The sequence below is a fragment of the Paenibacillus sp. FSL K6-0276 genome, assembly GCF_037977235.1.
Classification (GTDB): Bacteria; Bacillota; Bacilli; order Paenibacillales; family Paenibacillaceae; genus Paenibacillus_AQ.
The window spans coordinates 2,190,039-2,206,365 of the sequence record NZ_CP150276.1 but is presented as its reverse complement, the minus strand read 5'-3'; the positions used below and the strand labels follow the sequence as shown (position 1 = coordinate 2,206,365).

The 16,327-nt window shown below is 43.3% G+C and carries 16 protein-coding genes, 2 pseudogenes and 1 riboswitch; of the genes and pseudogenes, 7 read left to right on the top strand and 11 right to left on the bottom strand.

All coding sequences use genetic code 11. The features are described 5' to 3' along the window. Nucleotides 1–138: 138 nt before the first annotated feature. A complete protein-coding gene (locus MHH52_RS10095; protein WP_340008328.1) occupies nt 139–1,176 on the top strand; it encodes a hypothetical protein in 1,038 nt (345 codons plus the stop codon). 73 nt (nt 1,177–1,249) lie between these two features. Here MHH52_RS10095 and MHH52_RS10090 read toward each other — a convergent pair whose 3' ends face one another. After that, nucleotides 1,250–1,438, bottom strand: a complete 189-nt coding sequence (locus tag MHH52_RS10090; RefSeq protein ID WP_340008326.1) for a YqzE family protein — start codon at nt 1,436–1,438, stop codon at nt 1,250–1,252. 183 nt (nt 1,439–1,621) lie between these two features. Between MHH52_RS10090 and MHH52_RS10085 the strand changes: the two genes are divergently transcribed. Further along, nucleotides 1,622–2,374: an N-acetylmuramoyl-L-alanine amidase gene (locus MHH52_RS10085; protein WP_340008324.1), complete on the top strand. Its 753-nt coding sequence runs from the start codon at nt 1,622–1,624 to the stop codon at nt 2,372–2,374. Here MHH52_RS10085 and MHH52_RS10080 read toward each other — a convergent pair. From MHH52_RS10080 to MHH52_RS10040, 9 genes and pseudogenes are all read right to left on the bottom strand, one after another. Beyond that, nucleotides 2,361–3,221 carry a divergent polysaccharide deacetylase family protein gene (locus MHH52_RS10080; RefSeq protein ID WP_340009582.1) on the bottom strand — a complete coding sequence of 287 codons (861 nt, stop codon included), beginning with the start codon at nt 3,219–3,221 and terminating at the stop codon, nt 2,361–2,363. The genes MHH52_RS10085 and MHH52_RS10080 overlap by 14 nt on opposite strands. 104 nt (nt 3,222–3,325) lie before the next feature. Next, a pseudogene (locus tag MHH52_RS10075) lies at nt 3,326–4,225 on the bottom strand (glycerol dehydrogenase). 95 nt (nt 4,226–4,320) lie between these two features. Continuing rightward, nucleotides 4,321–4,599 (bottom strand): annotated as a pseudogene (locus MHH52_RS10070) (TetR/AcrR family transcriptional regulator); the annotation flags it as partial. Between the two features lie 123 nt (nt 4,600–4,722). Continuing rightward, nucleotides 4,723–5,136 (bottom strand): DinB family protein, encoded by a 414-nt coding sequence (locus MHH52_RS10065; protein ID WP_340008322.1) that lies wholly within the window; start codon nt 5,134–5,136, stop codon nt 4,723–4,725. 3 nt (nt 5,137–5,139) lie between these two features. After that, entirely contained in the window at nt 5,140–5,664 is a 525-nt protein-coding gene (locus tag MHH52_RS10060) for a pyridoxamine 5'-phosphate oxidase family protein (protein ID WP_340008320.1), read from the bottom strand. 47 nt (nt 5,665–5,711) lie between these two features. Further along, nucleotides 5,712–6,491 carry an ABC transporter ATP-binding protein gene (locus MHH52_RS10055; protein WP_340008318.1) on the bottom strand — a complete coding sequence of 260 codons (780 nt, stop codon included), beginning with the start codon at nt 6,489–6,491 and terminating at the stop codon, nt 5,712–5,714. A gap of 1 nt (nt 6,492) precedes the next feature. Then, nucleotides 6,493–7,482 (bottom strand): iron ABC transporter permease, encoded by a 990-nt coding sequence (locus MHH52_RS10050; protein WP_340008316.1) that lies wholly within the window; start codon nt 7,480–7,482, stop codon nt 6,493–6,495. Nucleotides 7,483–7,498: 16 nt separating this feature from the next. Continuing rightward, nucleotides 7,499–8,536, bottom strand: coding sequence for an ABC transporter substrate-binding protein (locus MHH52_RS10045; protein WP_340008314.1), 1,038 nt, complete (start codon nt 8,534–8,536; stop codon nt 7,499–7,501). A 608-nt stretch (nt 8,537–9,144) separates the two neighbouring features. Beyond that, nucleotides 9,145–9,516 (bottom strand): hypothetical protein, encoded by a 372-nt coding sequence (locus MHH52_RS10040; RefSeq protein WP_313640602.1) that lies wholly within the window; start codon nt 9,514–9,516, stop codon nt 9,145–9,147. 405 nt (nt 9,517–9,921) lie between these two features. Here MHH52_RS10040 and MHH52_RS10035 point away from each other — a divergent pair, with 405 nt between their 5' ends. Then, the gene (locus MHH52_RS10035; protein ID WP_340008312.1) at nt 9,922–10,932 is read left to right on the top strand and encodes a S8 family peptidase; all 1,011 of its coding nucleotides are present in this window, start codon (nt 9,922–9,924) and stop codon (nt 10,930–10,932) included. A gap of 50 nt (nt 10,933–10,982) precedes the next feature. Here MHH52_RS10035 and MHH52_RS10030 read toward each other — a convergent pair whose 3' ends face one another. Continuing rightward, the gene (locus MHH52_RS10030; RefSeq protein ID WP_340008310.1) at nt 10,983–11,834 is read right to left on the bottom strand and encodes a class I SAM-dependent methyltransferase; all 852 of its coding nucleotides are present in this window, start codon (nt 11,832–11,834) and stop codon (nt 10,983–10,985) included. A 239-nt stretch (nt 11,835–12,073) separates the two neighbouring features. On the opposite strand from MHH52_RS10030, the gene MHH52_RS10025 reads away from it, so the two are divergent. The 4 genes from MHH52_RS10025 (at nt 12,074) to MHH52_RS10010 (ending at nt 16,327) form a co-directional block, all read left to right on the top strand. After that, nucleotides 12,074–12,445: a GntR family transcriptional regulator gene (locus tag MHH52_RS10025; RefSeq protein WP_340008308.1), complete on the top strand. Its 372-nt coding sequence runs from the start codon at nt 12,074–12,076 to the stop codon at nt 12,443–12,445. Further along, nucleotides 12,442–13,335, top strand: a complete 894-nt coding sequence (locus tag MHH52_RS10020) for an ABC transporter ATP-binding protein (RefSeq protein WP_340008307.1) — start codon at nt 12,442–12,444, stop codon at nt 13,333–13,335. Before MHH52_RS10025 ends, MHH52_RS10020 begins: the two co-directional genes overlap by 4 nt. Next, complete coding sequence (locus MHH52_RS10015; RefSeq protein ID WP_340008306.1) at nt 13,332–14,015, top strand: hypothetical protein; 684 nt, start codon at nt 13,332–13,334, stop codon at nt 14,013–14,015. Before MHH52_RS10020 ends, MHH52_RS10015 begins: the two co-directional genes overlap by 4 nt. Before the next feature lie 111 nt (nt 14,016–14,126). Continuing rightward, a riboswitch (M-box (ykoK) riboswitch) is annotated at nt 14,127–14,296 on the top strand. A 306-nt stretch (nt 14,297–14,602) separates the two neighbouring features. Beyond that, the gene (locus tag MHH52_RS10010) at nt 14,603–16,327 is read left to right on the top strand and encodes an ABC transporter permease subunit (RefSeq protein WP_340008304.1); all 1,725 of its coding nucleotides are present in this window, start codon (nt 14,603–14,605) and stop codon (nt 16,325–16,327) included.

Genomic DNA, 16,327 nt, shown 5'->3' with positions numbered 1-16,327 from the left:
TAAAAGCAGGCAAAAAAACAAGAGAACTTCCGCCTCCAGGCGCGACAGCAAGCAACAGCCTTTTTATAGCTTGTCCACTACAATAGAAAGAAGCTTATACTTTCTGATATTTCATAACAAAGAAAGGTGAACGACGCCATGAAAATAAGTTTAAGGCGGATGTTACGTCTTGCGAGTCAAGGATGCCTCCTCCTGTTTCTATGTTTCGGACTGTTTGTAACGAGTTCCAGTGCCCCTTCGGTGCTTGCCGCAACCAGAGTAAGTGTAATCCAGTCGGTCACTCAGGATGCGATACCTCAGCTGAAGATGAGTGCCTTACCAACTCCCGCCACGGTCCAAGAATTCGCTAAGGCTACACTGAACAAGCTCGCTGCAGAAGCTCCATTTACAGCCTGGAAGGACGCAGGGATAGAATATTATCCCCTTGGTCCAGGTACTCATAGCTGGCTTGTCAATGTAATGAAGGGCGAAGAGCGGATCGGATACATGATCATTTCTGCTACCGATACAGGCGGATATATGCTAAGTGAATATGGAGCCGGCACATACGGACTTCCATACAGTTTAAATGATCTGCGCCAGTTTTTGGTGCAGAAAGGTCTCATTACTTCATCTTTTTCAGGAAAAATAAAACTCACTGCTTTATATGCACCGCTTCTACCGGTCTGGAAAATAACCATTGACGAAAAGACGGTTTACATCAATGCTTCCGTGCCACAAATTTTACCTTGGACACTTAGCAAGGCGGAAGAAGTCCTCAAAGAGCAGCCTCCAGTAACAGATGTAATCACTAATCTCAATCCTGACGTATTACCGCTATCAGCCTTCAATAGTGGAGGATCAGATGATCCTTACGAAGATATCCTATGGCTGACCGCTCCTAAACTAACCACAGTGAGCGGCGACAATATCGCGCTTCTGATTCGACCCAAGGAGAGCATTGCTTATCAAGCTGCTGGGCGAAATGACCTTGTTGGGGCACCTTTTATGATTACAGGATATCAAAGCTGGCAGCCTTCTTTTGGACAAGCTCAAGCTGAGAACAACAATCTTACCGTATACGCGGCGTCAGGCCCTGAAGGAAAACGCTACTTACCTCTCTCTGCACTACAGAATAATGGAACACTGCATAAGCTGCCAGACAGAAATACCAAAGCACTCGGATATAATCGTTGACAAAAAAATGCAAATAACCTTCCACTGTCACCCATGAACAAAGGCACTGGAAGGTTATTTGCTATTTTAACATTTATTCTTTTTTGCCATGAGTCCACTTGCTTCGCCAGATAGACCACCCAAGTGGAAGCATGCCGAACCATTTCTGTGACCACGGCTGCTTCGTTGCAGCTCTACGGGCATGTATGGCACGCGGATCCTCGATATATACGACTACCTTCTCCGTTATATACTTTACAAGCTCATCGCCACCGGAAGCCATTTTGACACCCCCTACCTTGTAAGTGAAATTAGATGATCAACGTCCGTTCCATGCTCTTAGTGTGCACCACTCCACTTAGATCTAAACAGCAGACTTCTTGATTTGTCGTATAGGTTTACCTAATAAAGCACAATCTAACAAAGAATCCAGGACACGTTATTCACATGCAAGGAGGCGTTTCACTTGAACAACTGGAGAAAACATTCCTTTTCCAGAACAGCAGCTACTTTATGTGGCTTTCGTATTACTCTAACTACCTTAGGACTACTACTGTTGTTTATGGGAAGCTCCTATGCCTCTTCGACACCAGAGAAGCCCGTGATGAAGGATGACCGTCAGCATATATTAGGTCATGGCCACCGTATGATTCTAATTGATGCGGGACACGGAGGCATCGACGGTGGAACTTCCTACGGTAATATTCTTGAAAAAGATATTACGTTAGATATCTCACGTCGATTATTTCTGATGTTACGCAGTGATGGATTTGACGTAATCTTGAATCGCAATGGTGATTATGCACCCAGTGACGAAAACCGCTGGTTGCGCAGCAAATCTCGCCATCTGCGGGATCTTGCGCAGCGCAAAGAGCTGGCCGAGACGCTCCCAGCTAATGTAGTGGTCAGCATTCATATTAACTGGGCACCTTCACCTTCAAAACATGGACCACTCGTGTTGTACCGTCAAGAAGGCCGCAGCTTCATCCTTGCTAAATCCATTCAGCACCAATTAAACAATCTTTACGATGTCGAGGCTCAACCAAGACCAGGTAAGCCCTTTTATTTACTCAACAAAATAACCGCCACAACCGTTATCGTTGAGGCGGGTTTTGTAAGTAGTCCGACCGACCGCGAAAAGATATGCACCCCTAAAGGGCAGCAACAAATCGCAGAAGCCATCGCTGATGGTATTGTAGCTTATCTTATGGAAGTGTAGGATGAGAGCTCCATTTCATCTCGTTTTTAACCAGATCAGAAATGCCTATAAATTCAACACTGTCTTTCAATTGCTCAATACCGCTGCGGATCCCTGCTGCGGTCTCTTTCCCATGTACGCCAACATGACCAATGGTTACGCAGAATCGTTGATCCTGTGCTAGATCTTTAGCGAGGCCCATTTGCTTCATAACATGACTAGCCGTGTGTGTGTCATCCAGAAAGATATGGTTCTCCACGCGGGGTAATCCCATTCGATAAGCCATATTGCCAGCAATGGAATGATAGTTGGTCTTACTGTCCACAAAGAACAATCCCCGTTCTTTGCATACGGATAGGATCACGGCCATAATCCGCTCGTCCCCGGTGATTTTAGAGCCCATGTGGTTATTTATACCGATGGCAAAAGGCACATTATCGAGTGCCGACTCTACCTTTTGGCGAACTTCCTCATCGGACATCTTGGCCAGTATGGCTCCTGGTCCTAGCCATTTCGGATTTCCTTGGCGCGGCTCCATCGGCAAGTGCAGCAGGACATCATCCCCGCGTTCATGCGCCCGAGTGGCATCTTTAAAGGATGTTGGTAAGAAAGGCATAACAGCCACCGTAAGCTTCACAGGTAGCGAGAACATTTCATCCGTCCCCTTCATGTCATTGCCGAAATCATCAATAATAATAACGACCTTATTGCGTTTAGGTGTACTCTCTTCAAGCTGCGTATTTGTAACGTTGTCTTTAGACGTGGCTGCAGAGACAGACGGCGTCGCCGGAACAATTGCGGTAATCATTACTGCAGCAACAGCAATCCAATTTAGTAAATAACGTTTAACTTTTCGACTGTCCTTCATCAAGAGGAACTCCTCCTTCGTCTTAAACAATTGTTCTCATTGTTTGGATCACGAAGGTTAAATATGTACGTGCAGGGTTCGCAATAATTTACAATCGAGCTTTTCTATTGCCCTCGCTCGTCAGCAGCAAGGATTGCTTCTAGCACATCCACAGCTTGAACCTCGAAAGGCATATTCCACATTGAGCTATCCTGGGAGCAGCTAGCCTCTGCCACCACCATTAACTTATCGGTCTCACTACTGGTGATTCCAATATCCTTAAGTGTTACTGGAAGTCCAACTCTTTTGCAGAAATCAATGACCTGATCGATCTCTTCATTCGGAGCCTTCTCCAGTACAAGCTGTACGATCGTAGCAAAAGCAACCTTCTCACCATGCAGCGTACTCCGGCATCCCTCATTTAGCGTCAGTCCGTTATGAATGGCATGGGCTGCGGCAAGCCCACCGCTCTTAAACCCAAGGCCACTTAAGTAAATGTTAGCTTCAACAATTTGTTCCACCGCAGAAGAGGTGATTCCTTGTTTGACATCTTCTAATGCCGTTTCACCCTCAGCGAGAAGTGTGTCCAGACATGCACGTGCTAATGAGAAGGCTGCGATTGTACTAGTCCCACCAGCATGAGTAACCGCCCCTGATTGTCGACAAGCTCTTGCTTCGTAAAAGGTGGATCAGGCGTCACCCATTCCAGCAACCAGTAATCTTGCAGGAGCTTTAGCAATGATATCGATATCTGCGATGACCATGTCGGGATTTCTTTTTAAGGGAAGATAGCAATCAAAGTCACCTTCATCCGTATACAACACTGATAAAGCGCTGCAAGGTGCATCTGTTGAGGCCACAGTGGGTACAATAACTACCGGCAGATCCGCCATGTAGCTTACTGCTTTTGCTGTATCCAACGTCTTGCCACCACCGATTCCTAAGACGACTTCAACGTCCTTCAGACCAAGTTCTTTCACCATCTCATCCACCTGATTACGGCTGCACTCACCCTTGAATTCAATTAAATTATTGATTCTCCTGACGCAAAAAAAACCTCCCGATCTTCATTAAAAGGTTTAATCCATCATTCTTCTATTATGAAATAAGCTATAAGAATTTATGACAAAATTCCGGAAAGCATCAAATCCCAAACGGAGGCAAACTCCTGATCGATCGTAGCCGACTGCCACTCTTTCGTATGAGCAGGATGATGAAATCGTGATGTTGCATTAAAAATAGCTCTCGCCGTAACCTCTGATTCCAACGCTCTAAACTCCTCGGTTTGTATACCTTTTTCAATAATACGTGCGATTTGCCCAATTAATTGATTTACGTGTGTGGCGATCATATCTACTGCTTCTAAAGTTACGGAGGCGTACATAGCAAACATTTCGGAATCATCTACAGCATAGGTTCATTTACTGCGAATTAGAGATCCACTTTCATTATTTACTCGAATAAAAAAACCTCCTTGATTTCTCAAGAAGGTCAACTCACAAATTCAATAAATTTATTCACTTCAAACCGCATTTTTCTGTATAAGAGAAATCTGTCCGGCATGAATACCTGTGTGATACATAAGTCTGCCTACCGCTTCAAGCGGAGTAGATGTGCCAAAAGACGACTCTACACTCACCTGCCAAGCTTCTTCTGGAAGCTCCTGCATCGCTGCCATTAGATTCTCATTGGAAGCGGTCAACAGATCCACCAGTTCACTTAATGTAGCATACGCTGCATCATTGGCTTGAGGTTTAGGTCTACCAAAGAACCACTCTGCAAACATAAATTCTACCTCAGCATTATGAGAAATCAAACCACCAATGGTTGAATTTCCTAATTTTAGATTTAAGTCTTCTTCCGGTAAAGCCTTCACCATTTTATGAAATCGCTCTTGAACCGCTTGCCAGATTGGCAGTACTGAAGTAATAGTCATCGGCTATTTGCTCCCTTGTACAGCTTCTTCATCTTTCTTCTTATCAATAACAACGTGATTAAATACATTCGCATCCACATCAATATCGAAGGCCAATCCAAAACCTACGACATAGCGGCCCTTCAGAGGGGTCAGTTCGAACAGGGAAAAATCCAGTCCGCGCAACAAATTCAGCATTGCCTCACCGTGATCAGCATTGAACAACTCAAAGATATCCTCATGTACATCATTCCCGAAATTGCTTGAGGTACAACTCCAGCGCACACGCTCAGTTGCAAATTTATTGTTTGTTTCAGACTCATCCGCAATTAGAAAGGCGTCCACAAAATCATTATTTTCCATATAGCCATAGTGCTCTGCGATCTTACTAATATAGATATACAGCTTGCCGTCTTTCTTTACGAAAGGTGCATAACTAATAAAGGGCTTACCTTCATCATCGATTAAACTCAAAATCAGATTCTTACGTTTATTAATAAATTGCAAGTAGTTTTCTTTATTTTTTTCTACATCTACAGGCTTCTTCATTTAAAATCCCTCCATTAATATGTTATGTAATTAATTACACTATGAATCTATCGAACAGTACTCAATAAATGAATACGAGGTTTCTTCTCTGTAGGCACATACTGGACTTCCGCATCCATTCGGTATATATCCCGGATCATTTCGGTTGTCATGACTTCATTGGGTGTGCCATACATCGCTTTTTCACCCGCCTGCACTACAACAATACTATCGCTATAAGTAGAGGCTTGATTGAGATCATGCAGCACCATCACAACGGTCATACCCATGTCTTGATTTAACTCGCGAACAAGCTCAAGCACTTCATGCTGGTGAGAAATGTCCAAGTACGTGGTTGGTTCATCAAGCAACATGATGAGGGGACGCTGTGCTAAAGCCATTGCAATCCAAGCACGCTGTGATTCACCACCTGACAAAGAAGCCACAGCTCGGTCCTTACACTCCATCAAATGTGTCTTCTCAAGAGCCCAATGGACAATGTCCATATCCTCATGGTTCAATCTCTCGAACCACTTTATGTGTGGATACCTGCCATAAGAGACAAGATCGATCACTGTCATATCATTCGGTGCTTGATTCTTCTGGCTCAGCATGCACATTTTTCGTGCGACTTGTTTGGCGTTCATAGACTTCAGATCCGTACCATCGAGTGTGACCACACCCGTATGATAAGGAATTAGCCGCGATACCGCTTTGAGTAGTGTGGATTTGCCGGAGCCGTTCGGTCCTATGATGGAGACGATCTCACCTTTTTTCACGGAAAAAGAGAAGTTGTTAATCACGCTTTTCTGCTCATACCGAATCGAAATGGAATCGACAGTAAACATGTTAGAACGCCTTCTTTCTCATCAGGTATAGAAAATAAGGTCCACCAATCACAGCCATAAGGATACCCGCGGGGATATCTAAAGGTGCGAACAAGGTACGCCCACCGGTATCCGCAATCAACAGTACCAATGCGCCAAGAGCCATACTCATCGGCAAAAGATATTTATAATCTGAACCAACGAGCAATCTCGCCATATGCGGTACAACTAGACCGACAAATCCGATCATTCCAATGGCTGCTACAGAAATAGCCGCTAGAAATACTGCCAGTAAGGAGAGTAGGATACGAATTCGGTTCACATTTTCACCCAGATTCGAAGCAACCTGATCACCCAGACGAATAATATTTGCCTTACGAATCGCGAAGAACGATAAGATCCAACCTGCAATCGCATATGGGAAGACCATCATCAAAGCATTATTCCCTTTTACTGCAAGACTGCCGTTAAGCCATTGAACCGCTGCAGGAAGTCTATCGCTGTACATGATTGTTAAGAGTCCAATGAGTCCACCGCAGAGCGCATTCACAGCAACGCCAGATAAAATAATGGTGATCGGCGAAATGCCGGTTCGTCTCCATGCTAATGCATATACAATACCTGCAGCGATTAGCCCTCCAACAAAAGCAGCAATCGGAATGAACTGAGTATACTGTGGTGCAGCAAGCATGATGACAAGTACACATGCAGCCGCCCCGCTAGTTACACCCGTTAATCCAGGATCAGCAAGTGGGTTACCCATCACAGCTTGCAGCAGTGCGCCCGAGATCGCTATATTTGCTCCGATGATCATCGCCAGCAATACACGTGGCAATCGAATATCCCATATGATGGTGGCATTCACCGCCTTGGACGATGAACCAAAGATCGTGCTGAGTATGTCTGATACCGGAATGAATACAGAGCCTAGTCCGATTGCGATAATCGCGGCAACGAGCGCTAGTGCTACCGTTATAATAACAACTATTCTGCTACGAGATGTATTTATCACTTGCCGTCTCCTTTAATTATTCATAGAAGTATTTTGCAATTTCAGTTAGGGCTGTCTCAGCGTTAATGATCGAAGTTACACCGAACACGCTGTAATCTAAAATCTGGATTTTGTCGTTTTTATAAGCGGAGAGTTTCGTCCAAGTTTCATTTTTCTCTATTTCTTTTTTAAATTTGTCCTTTGTCGCTCCGTGGTCACCTGAAGCCAATACGAGAATGACGTCAGGATCAGCGGCTACAACGTTCTCCATATTTATAGGAGAGTAAGTGTCTGTAACTTTGAGAACAGAAGTCGCAATGTTATCAGCACCAAGTTTTTTCACCAAGCTACCTAGATAAGATTTCTCACTCATGACCATGAAGGAATCAGAAGTTCCAATGACGAGCATCACGCTTGGTAGTTCTTTTCCTTCGGCTAATTTACTTAGTTCATTTTCTTTATCCAAAATCTTGGTCAAAGCCGCATTCATCTCATCTTTTTTATTAAAATAAGTGCCTAATACTTTAAGACTAAGCTTTAAATCCTCGAAGGATTCTGTGCGTAGATATGCTTTTTGCAAATCCATTCCTTCCAGTGTCTTATCTAGGGTACTTCGAAGCGATTCCGCTCCCAGCAGCAAGTCTGGCTCAAGCTTAGTTACTACTTCCAGATCCGGTGCCATAGGCGAACCAATTTTATCTATCGATTCAAACTCAGCAGGGATTGGATTCGTTGAGGTAGGTACACCAACCGGTGTGATTCCGAGCAAGTAGAGCATTTCTGTTAACGGTACAGATGTAGTTACAATACGCTGGGGAACTGTGGCTGGGAATTGGCTCAACGCTTCATTGAACAAAGCTTCGTCCACACCATCATTCTCCAGACTGTACACCTTACCAGCATCCGCATTATTCGTTGCTTCAGTTGTATTCGCTGCATTAGCTTCTTTCGTTTCATTAGCAGCTGTATTTGTTACTGTTTCATTCTTTGTTTGATTGTCCGCTGTATTCGTGGACGAACATGCAGTCATCGCACTAAGTGCTGCAACAACCAGAAGTACTAATAATTTCTTCAAAATCTATCCCTCCGAGTATGTATAATTATACGATCCATGTAGTGATAATGATTTTCATTTTCACTTACTATGCCAATGATAATGTTTATCAGTGGGAAGTGTCAAGAATTTTATTTTAATTTTAAACTAGCATAAAGCCCTTTGCCGTCCCTTAAAGAGAACAACCATTCTCGTTGAAAAATAAGGTTTATGTATAGTGTGCAACTTTCACTTTCTTATAATCACAAAAAAACCACATCCAAAGGACGTGGTCGATATGCATAAGAAACCTAATTTACTTATAGAGTTGCGAGAATCTTCGCTTTTTTCACTTCTCTTTCTTCTTCCTTTAACCTTGGACAAACATAACACATCTCGCCATTTTCACGGCAATAGTAGAGGCAGCAGGAGGAAGGTAACACTAGTCGCTCTCCCTCACGATACGGATTATCTCTGCCACTACAAGGGATGTCCTAGACCGTTATTCCCCAGCAGTAATAGTAGGATAAGGAATTCCCCTTGCATCAATATCCAGTGAAAGGATTAGCGTTAGACAAATCAAAACAGCACGCGGCGATATAGGATCGACACGTGCTCTTTACTATAGAAATAAAGCTGACTTGTCCAAACTAAAATCTAGCCACAAAAAATTCACGGTCTGATGGGACGGTAAAGCTTCTTATATTAGCTCCATTCTCATCTCTTAATGTGAGCAGATAAGAAACTGTTGTTAAAGTGCTGATAGTAGGGAATCTAGCTACACCAAATTCGTCAAAATCGGTGGTTACCGTTGTAGTTCCTGTTCTTAATGAAGCCGTCCACCCCGTAGTTGCTTTAGGTGTACCACTTGCATTTGTACCAATTGCGAGAACAATAAATCTGTCCAGTGTCTGTCTAACTCTCCGCTTCTTTCTTGTTGCAGCTGCCTTTGCTCGTTTAGCCGCAAGGGCTCTGGTCGCCATAACTGCTTTCTTGTTAACTGGTTTCTTAATTATTGCCATTTACTTCACCACTTTCTTTTTAGGATACGTTAGTAAATGCAAGATTTGTAATGCTTGACCTCACTTTTACCCACAAATCTAGAAATGTGTTAAATTCCTAGATTCATAGATTCGTACCCACAGGATCAGAGGTGCATATAATGCACTTGTGAGGTGATCCATTAATAAATGAACGGACAATTGTGGCTAGAGCAATATAGTTCAAGAATCCATAGGGCGTTGAGGAAAAGAATTCAACAATCCCATGTTCCTCGCGGTAAATCCGCTAAAATTCCCATCATTATCAAATTCAAACAAAAAATGACCCCAGCACAGCTGAAGTCATTACAAAAACATTTAGAATTACACGACTTCCCTATCAAACATCACCTCCCAATGCTAAATTCAGTATCATCACGAGTTTCAATGAAATGTCTGAAACAGATGTGCGGTTGGCATGGGATCGATAAAATCTATGTGGACGGAATCAAAAAAACATCACTTTATATAGCGACACCATCCATCGGTTCTTCAGCTGTCCAAAAGAAACAGGGACTCACTGGAAAAGGGGTCAACATTGCCATTCTTGACACAGGAGTGTATCGGCACCCGGATCTGACTCAACCATTGAATCGAATTGTCGGCTTTAAGGATTTCATCAATCATAGACAACGACCTTATGACGATAATGGCCATGGAACTCATATCGCAGGGGATGCGACAGGCAACGGGTGGATGAGCAAAGGAAAATACAAAAGCCCTGCTCCAGAGGCAGGGATCGTTGGTGTCAAAGTACTCGATAAAAATGGCGACGGATATGACTCCACGATTATTAAAGGAATCGAGTGGTGTATTGCTAATCGGAAACGATTAAAACTACGTATCCTTTCGATGTCATTCGGGGGTACAGTAAATTCACCTTGTGCTGATGACCCTCTGTGCCAAGCCGTGGAAAAAGCCGTAAAGGCCGGTCTCATCGTTGTGATTGCGGCAGGAAATAGCGGCCCTAAGCGAAGTACGATCGAGTCACCAGGCATTAGTCCTTCAGCAATTACTGTCGGTGCAGTCGATGATCGTCGTACGCTCACACAAAAGGACGACCGAATTACCTCGTATTCCAGCCGTGGACCTGCACCGGGAAGACGGAAGAAACCGGACCTCGTAGCTCCTGGCGAGACGATCATTTCCCTTCGTGCTCCACGCTCCAAGCTAGATCGCGAACTTCCTTCCTTGCGGATAGCGAAAGATTACTTTGTACTGTCCGGTACCAGCGTCTCAACACCTATAGTCTCTGGTGTTATTTCGCAATTGCTGCAGAGAAATCCCTCACTAACTCCTAAGCAAGTGAAATCCATACTGAAAAAGAACACATTCTCTCTAAAACTTCCCCCTAACACAGCTGGTTGTGGTGAGATCAATTCGAGGTTCTTATTGTAAGTTTGCTTCTTTTTTAAAATATCAGAAAGTATAAGTTTTACACCTATACTTTATGTCTTATATTTCTCGCTTAAACGCTTATCGTCCTTATAAGGACGCCGAAGGCATTTATGCTTGAAAGCTGTGATCACGGAAACTGACAACTCTTCAGTAAATTTACCCGAAGGCTCAATTTCTAATAAAGAAGATTTCATATCCGCTTCAAATCGTTCTAAGTGATCTCCAAATAATCGCTTAGAGGCATAGGATGTGGAATACAAATTCCCAAGAATCGAATCCACGGTCCATGTGATTGAATAACTGGGTAAATCCATTCTTTCCACATCTTCAAAACTAGATCTCGCTACAACATCCTCATATCTTTCTTTAGGATGAGTATAGGTGCTGTCCCCTGCTATTCTTTCGTTTCCTAACCAACGTTTTACTACTTCATTTACCTTAAGCTGCCAAGATAAAGGCTCTTGCTCAACATTAAAAGTATCAATAATCGCGATACCGCCATTTTCGTTCAAACTGTGATATAGAATTTCAAGAATAGGCGCTCTATCCATCCAATGAAATGCTTTGGCCAGGATGGTGAGACGGAAGGAACCCCAGTCGTTCAGTAACTCTTCTGTTCTGCCTTGCATCCAAGTAACATTATCTACCCTGTAGTTCTTAGACAGACGATTAGCCTCAGCTAACATTTCCCTTTCCGTATCTACACCTATCACTTCTTCAAACCAATCACTAAATCTTAGTGCCAGCTGACCTGTACCACATCCCAAATCAAGCAGATGACCTTCTCCGTTAAGCGAAAACTTATGAATTAAGAACCGAATAAGGGATGAGGGGTACTGCGGACGATATTTTGAATAGTAAACTGCTGTACCTTTAAATAAATCCGGACCATATTCATTCATAGTTTCACCCTTCTCTTGTTTTCTAATAGGACAAAATCATAGCAGACATTCAAATAAAATAAAAGGCTGTTCGGAGCGAATCTGGATAGCCTTATATGTATGTCGATACGTCTAAATACGCGGCATTCGGGCTCAGAGAATCAAATCAAAAAATGCACATAGAAATTATTGACAAACGAGTTCATTGCATGTATGGTTAATTACATAACTAACTAACCAATGAACTTGGCGGTGAATACATGGGAAACTTGATGGACGATAATCGGCCAATATTTATGCAGATCGCCGAACGAATTGAAAATGACATCATCGAAGAAACGTTGCTTGAGGAAACACAAGTTCCTTCGACGAATCAGTTTGCGGTTTTCTACCAGATCAATCCGGCAACGGCTGCGAAAGGTGTGAATTTGCTTGTGGACCAAGGAATTTTATACAAAAAGCGAGGAATCGGCATGTTTGTAGCTTCTGGAGCGCGCGCAGTATTGATGGAGAAGAGAAAAGAGCAATTTTATGAGCAATATGTTGTAACTATGATCCGTGAAGCTGAGAAATTAGGAATTACGTTGGATCAATTAACGAAGATGATTCAGAGGGGAGATAATCAGTCATGAATGAAGTCGTTGAGATCAAGGGACTGACCAAGTCGTATGGAAAGGTAACCGTCATCCAAGACATTAGTTTTTCTTTGGAACAGAACAAAATCTATGGACTGCTTGGCAGAAATGGTGCGGGGAAAACAACGATCATGCACATGATTACAGCACAGTTATTTGCTACAAGTGGTGATCTGAAGGTGTTTGGGGAACATCCCTACGAGAATAACCGCGTACTCCATCAGATTTGCTTCATTAAGGAAAGCCAAAAGTATCCAGATACGTACCGTATTATCGACGTTCTAGAGGTATCCGCGTTATTCTTCCCCAACTTTGATCGGGAGTATGCCCACTCTTTAATCAAGGACTTCAATCTCCCCTTAAAAAGAAGAATAAAAAAGCTATCCAGAGGAATGCTTTCGGCGGTGGGTATTGTAGTAGGCCTAGCTAGCCGCGCTCCGCTGACTATTTTTGACGAGCCCTATTTAGGTCTGGATGCTGTGGCTAGAAGCCTGTTTTACGATCGATTAATTGAGGATTATTCAGAATATCCACGAACAGTTATCTTGTCTACACATTTGATTGACGAGGTAAGCCAGCTGTTAGAGCATGTCATTGTTATCGACAACGGTAAGCTGATTATCAATGAGGATGCTGAAGCTCTTCGCGGGCGAGCCGCTAAGGTGATCGGTGCGACTGCGAAGGTCGAAGAGTTCATCTCCGGTAAAGAAGTCATCTCTCGTGAACCCTTTGGCGGATTACTTTCTGCCACTGTTATTGGCTTAAACTCAACAGATCTATCACGTGCTGAGATGCTTGGTCTGGAGATCTCCCCCATATCTTTACAACAGTTAATTGTTCATCTTACAAATAGAAGATCTCAAGGAAAGGTAGTGGCAGCACAATGAACCATATGACAGGGATATTGAAAATGCACTACAAGGATAAATGGTTTTGGTTGTTTATGCCTTGGATCATATTATTGACCAGTTTTTTCGTTAATCTCGTCATAGCTTTTTTCATGCAAGAACCAATGTATACCGGTGGCCTAGTCTCTATCTTTATTTACATGTTTGTCATAGGTATCATCATTTTGGTACAGACTTTCCCCTTTGCCTTGGGCTTAAGCCTACGAAGAACAGATTATTTCTTCGGCACCTCCTTGATGGCCGTTATAACAAGTGCCGCCTTCTCCCTTCTTTTATTCCTGCTATCTATTATAGAAACCAAATTAACACCTGGATGGGGTGTGCAGCTACATTATTTTCATATGCCATACTTGAATGATGGCACTGTCCTAGAACAGCTGTGGATCTATTTCGTGATCATGTTGCATATGTTTTATTGGGGATTTGTTATATCCAGTATCTTCCGCAGATTTGGTAGAAGTGGCCTATTCATTTTCGCGGCAGTCATGTTTATTCTGTACAGCGTCGCTGGATTGTTAATGACGTATTATCAGTGGTGGGGAGATCTATTTAACTGGTTTGCTAGCCATACCGCATTTGAACTTGCCTTGTGGACCATGCCTTTGACGGTTTTGTATGCACTCTTATCGTTCTGGATGCTTCGGAAGTCTACAGTATAGGTCGCAACCGATGTGTTCATTTTACATTTTATTTCTAGAACCCAACATTCACGCAGTAACATAAATAATTGACAAACACTTTTTACAGGCGTACTATTCAGTAGAATTAATTAATGTCCTCGTTAGGTGAGGCTCCTATACAAACATAGGCCACTGCCCGGAAATATCGAAAGATGCCAATGGGTAGAACAGGAATTGCCGGATTAAGGCTCTTCATAAGGTGGCTAAGAGTAATACTCTTTACGTTGTATAGTGCCAAAACTGAACTAGGGGGAATGGTTGTTTTATTATGACTGTATGCCCCCTGGTACCCATCCAGGGGGCTTTCATATTTATGTGCTAAGGGGGGAGATTGGAAATGGACGGTTGTAGTCGAATGCACACTTTAAAGAATTCAATATTTTTATCAGGCAGGAAGCACACTGTTCCACCCTCGTGGATAGGGTCTGTCTATTTTCAGTCTCTCCTTACCCGTTATTAAGACTGAACATTAGATGGCCCCAATTTCACATGGATGAAGGAATGCTGAACTCCCTACGCTTCAAGCAGGGAGTTTTTTTATTTTTCATAGATTGGGGCTGCTCACGATGAAAGAAAATCTTATCAAGAATGTTACTCCAAAGAACAAATTTAGCTGGGCGGATGCCCTCGTCATTTTATTGTTATTATCGCTCCTTTATGCCGCGGCCAAAGTGGGTTCGGGCATGCAGGTACCCTTTTCTCCCGATCGTCAGCCAACCTTGAGCCTTGATCCGAAATGGTTACCTTACTATGCAGCACGATCCTTACTTCGTATGTTTATCGCTTTCGCAGCGTCCCTGATTTTCACCTTCGTATATGGACGCATTGCGGCGCACAATCGGACAGCAGAGAGATTCATGATTCCGGCGATTGATATTCTGCAATCCGTACCCGTGCTTGGATTTCTTTCTGCTACGGTTATTGCGTTTATGGCATTGTTTCCGGGAAAATTGCTGGGGGTGGAATGCGCCTCGATCTTCGCCATTTTCACTGGCCAAGTATGGAATATGACGTTTAGCTTCTACCATTCCATTAAGACAATTCCCCGTGATCTGAATGAAGCTGCAAAAATGAATCGATTAGGTGCATGGCCTCGTTTCAACAAGCTGGAAGTTCCGTTTTCTATGATCGGTCTGGTTTGGAATAGCATGATGTCATTTGGCGGAGGTTGGTTCTTTCTTACGGCGAGCGAATCCATTAGCGTACTGAATCAAGATATCCATTTACCTGGAATCGGATCGTACATGGCCTTGGCAGCTGATGATGGGAATATCAAAGCCATTATCTATTCGATTCTAACAATGATCATTATGATTGTTGTTGTCGATCAGTTATTCTGGCGTCCGATTGTTTCTTGGAGTCAGAAATTCAAGAATGAACAGACAGAATCTAACCAAGTTCCGACTTCATGGGTGTTTGATATTCTTAAACGGGCTGGATTTGTTCAGTCCCTTAGTCAAAATATTAAAAATTTTCTTCATGATGTATCTGTTCAGCTTGCTAAAAAAGGTTCACAAGTAAATTTGCCACAGGCGCCGCCCCGCATAAAAAAAATCTTTAAATGGTCGATCATGGTTTTCGTTACTGGGATTGTGATGATCTATGTTTATGAGGGCATCCTTGAGATTGCCCGGTTAAGCTGGCGTGAGATCACTCATGTTGTTGCCCTAGGGCTGCTGACTGCGTTGCGTGTATTCGTTTCGACAATCCTAGCCGTTATCTGGACACTGCCTGTCGGTGTTTTCATCGGTATGAATCCGCGTCTATCACGAATCATACAACCGATTGTGCAGATTGTGTCTTCTTTTCCAGCCAACATGGCGTTTCCGCTATTCACAATTTTATACTTAAAGCTGGGAATATCGATGGAGATTGGTGCAATACCACTTATGATGCTGGGTACCCAATGGTACGTTTTATTTAATGTCATTGCCGGTGCGATGGCAATCCCCTCCGACCTTAAGGAAGCGAGTGCGATTCTAAAATTAAATCGGTGGCAGACCTGGAGAAAATTAATTCTTCCCGCCGTCTTCCCTTTTCTCGTGACCGGCTGCCTAACAGCAAGCGGAGGTGCTTGGAACGCCAGCATTGTTTCCGAAATCGTATCGTGGAAGAACCATGATCTTCAGGCATCCGGGTTAGGTTCATTCATTGCTCAAGCAACCAACAGCGGAAATTGGCCAGAAATCATCTGGGGCATCATCGTCATGTGTTTACTGGTTGTGATTGTGAACCGCTTGGTATGGCGCAAGCTGTATGCCTTAGCGGAAAAGAAATATCATTTGGATTAG